The organism is Streptomyces glaucescens (assembly GCF_002154375.1).
In the GTDB taxonomy this organism is placed as follows: Bacteria; Actinomycetota; Actinomycetes; order Streptomycetales; family Streptomycetaceae; genus Streptomyces; species Streptomyces glaucescens.
Window position 1 is genome coordinate 1 of the sequence record NZ_MUND01000774.1, and the last position, 2,827, is coordinate 2,827.

At 74.6% G+C, this 2,827-nt stretch carries 2 protein-coding genes; both read left to right on the forward strand.

What is annotated here, in order from left to right; genetic code table 11:
- Positions 1-22: 22 nt before the first annotated feature.
- Positions 23-1,198, forward strand: a complete 1,176-nt coding sequence (locus tag CCN42_RS36970; RefSeq protein ID WP_086741680.1) for an MAB_1171c family putative transporter — start codon at positions 23-25, stop codon at positions 1,196-1,198.
- Positions 1,199-1,260: 62 nt separating this feature from the next.
- Complete coding sequence (locus CCN42_RS36975) at positions 1,261-2,643, forward strand: NAD(P)/FAD-dependent oxidoreductase (protein ID WP_086741681.1); 1,383 nt, start codon at positions 1,261-1,263, stop codon at positions 2,641-2,643.
- The last annotated feature ends 184 nt before the right edge of the window (positions 2,644-2,827 follow it).

Below are 2,827 nucleotides of genomic sequence, written 5' to 3' on the forward strand. Positions count from 1 at the left end.
GCGAGTGCCCCGGCTCCCACGCATGAGCCTCGTCGTCTGCGTGGGAGCCGGGGCACTCGCACTGGCCGCCGTCGTGCTGTTCCGCCGGCCCGGCACCCTCGTGCGCAACCCGCTGACCGTGTCCACCTGCGTCGCCATCAGTCTCGGCGCACTGGTGTTCTGCTGCTCGGCACCGGTGACACTGGCCGCCGTCAACGACCTCACCGGCGTCCCCAACTTCGGCGCCCCGCTCACCTACGGCATGCTCTCCGCGTACAGCTGCTCCCTGCTGATCCTCCTCATCTACTGGCGGGGCGGGGCCCGCGAACGAGTGCGGCGCATGGTCCGGTTCAGCATCGCCGCCTACGGCCCGCTCGTCGTGGCCATCGTCGTGCTGTTCGTCCTCGCCGACGCGCGCACCGAGCGGCTGACCGACCTCGACACCTACTACGCGAACACGCCGTACATGCGCGAGATGATCGTGCTGTACCTGCTCGGCCACACCGCCGCCATGGTCGCGATGTGCGTCGTCTGCCTGAAGTGGGGCCGCGAGGTCACCGGGCTGCTGCGCGCCGGACTGCGGCTGATCCTGATCGGGGCGCTGCTGGACCTGCTGGGCTTCCAGCTCGCCAAGTACACGGCCGTCGTCGCCCGTTGGACGGGACACGACCTCGACGTCCTGTCCACGAGCGTCGCCCCGCCGATGGCCTCCCTCGGCGCCCTCGTCTGCTCCGCCGGCTTCGTCCTGCCCAGACTGCTGCCCGCCGCCGTGGCGCACTGGTGCGGGCTGCGCGACTACTGCCGGCTCGGACCGCTGTGGTCCCGGGTGGAGTTCGTCTCGACCGCCCCGAAACCGCCCGCCGCCTGGTGGCAACTGCCGCTGGAGCGGCTGCACTGGCGCGAGGTCGCCATCCATGACGCGCTGCTCGCCCTGGCCCCGTACTTCGACGACCGGGTGCGGCAGACCGCCCTGTCGGCCGCGCTGGACAGCGGCCGTACGCCGCACGAGGCGCGGGTCACGGCGGAGGCGGCCATGCTGGACGCCGCCGCCCGGCGGGCCGCCGCCCGGCAGGCCCCCCTGCCCACACCCAGCAGCCACCGGCTGCACGCCACCGAGGCGTCCGGCCCGGGCGCCCTCGTGGAACTGGCACAGGCCCTCGCCCGAACTCCTGCCCCGAACACGGCAGGTGAAGGTACGGTGAAGGCCTTCCAGGACTGAACGCCCTTTCCACGGTGCCACGCCTGGTCACCCGCCGTCCCGGCCGAGTGCGAGGGAGCCCCATGTCGCGTAGAGCTGTCGTCATCGGTGCCGGACTGGCCGGAATGCTGGCCGCGGCGGCACTGTCCGCCGTCGCCGACGAGGTGATCGTCTGGGACCGCGACGACCTGCCCGACGGACCCGAACACCGCAAGGGACTCCCGCAGGGCCGCCACGCCCACATGCTCCTCGCCGGCGGCCTCGCCGCGATGGAGGACCTCGTGCCCGGCGTGAGCCTGCGGGAACGCCTGCTCGCCGCGGGCGCCAGGGAGGTCTCGCTCGCCTCCGGCATGGTGTCGCTGACCCCGGAGGGCTGGCTGCGGCGCTGGCGCGGTCCGGGACCGCACATGCTGGCGTGCAGCCGGGCCCTGCTCGACTGGGTGGTACGGGAGGCCGTGCCGGCGCACACCGGGGTGAAACTCCGCAAGGGGCAGGTCGTCGAAGTGACCGGCGACGCACGGCGGGTGACGGGCGTACGGGTGGCGACGCCCAGCGGCAGCGAGGATCTCGACGCCGACTTCGTGATCGACGCGAGCGGGCGCGGGTCCCGGGTGGACGCCTGGCTGCGGGCGATGGGTGTCACCGACGTCCGCGCCCAGACCGTCGACGCCGGGCTGGTCAACGCCACACGCGTCTACCGCGTGCCCGAGGGTGCCGAGGACTTCCCCGTCACCGTCCTGCACGCCGACCCCTACGGGTCCCGGCCGGGCCGCAGCGGGATGGTCCTGCCCATCGAGGGCGGCCGCTGGATGGCGAGCCTCGCCGGCACCCGCGGCGGCGAGCCCCCGTCCGACCCCGACGCCTTCCTCCGCTACGCCCTCGACCTGCCCCATCCCCTCGTGGGCCGGCTGATCTCCCGCGCCGAACCGCTCACCGACGTCCACGTCAGCCGCAGCACCAGCAACCACCGGCGCTACCTGGAGAGGGCCCGCCACTGGCCCGAGCGGTTCGTCGTCCTCGGGGACGCGCTGGCCACCTTCAACCCGGCCTACGGGCAGGGCATGTCGGTGGCCGCGCTCGGCGCGCGCGCCCTCGCCCGCGAACTGGGCCGCGCCGGGCTCACCGGACCCGGCGTCGCCCGGCGGGCGCAGCGCGGGGCCGCCGGGGCGGTCCACGCGGCCTGGACCATGGCGGTCGGCCAGGACGTCTGGTACCCCGGTACCCGCGGCGGCACCCCGGGCCTCGCGGACCGCCTCGTCACCGCGTACACCCGCCGGATGACCCGCGCGATGACCGGCTCCCACAGCGCTGCGTCCGCCGTGTGGGAGGTCAGCAGCATGACCGCGGGGCCGGAACGGCTGCTGCGGCCCGGGGCGGTGCTGGCGGCGGCGGTGGGCCCGGTGAAACGCCCCTTGTCCGCACCGCCGCTGAGCCCACGTGAACTGGAGCTGGCCGGGCTGTCGTAGACACCCGGTGCCGAGGGCGGGCCGGGGTCGGGCCGGGGTCGGGATACGCGGGCCGGTGTTGACCGGGTGCCGCCGCACCCACCCGTGCCGCCCGAGGCGGCACGAACGCCCGCGGCTGTACTGGGCGCCTCAGGGGCGCGGGGAACTGCGCAACCAGCCACCCCCCACCCGCACCCAACACACA

Coding starts and splice junctions, on each gene's coding strand:
- CCN42_RS36970 (WP_086741680.1), top strand. CDS start 23: ATGAGCCTCGTCGTCTGCGTGGGAGCCGGGGCACTCGCACTGGCCGCC.
- CCN42_RS36975 (WP_086741681.1), top strand. CDS start 1,261: ATGTCGCGTAGAGCTGTCGTCATCGGTGCCGGACTGGCCGGAATGCTG.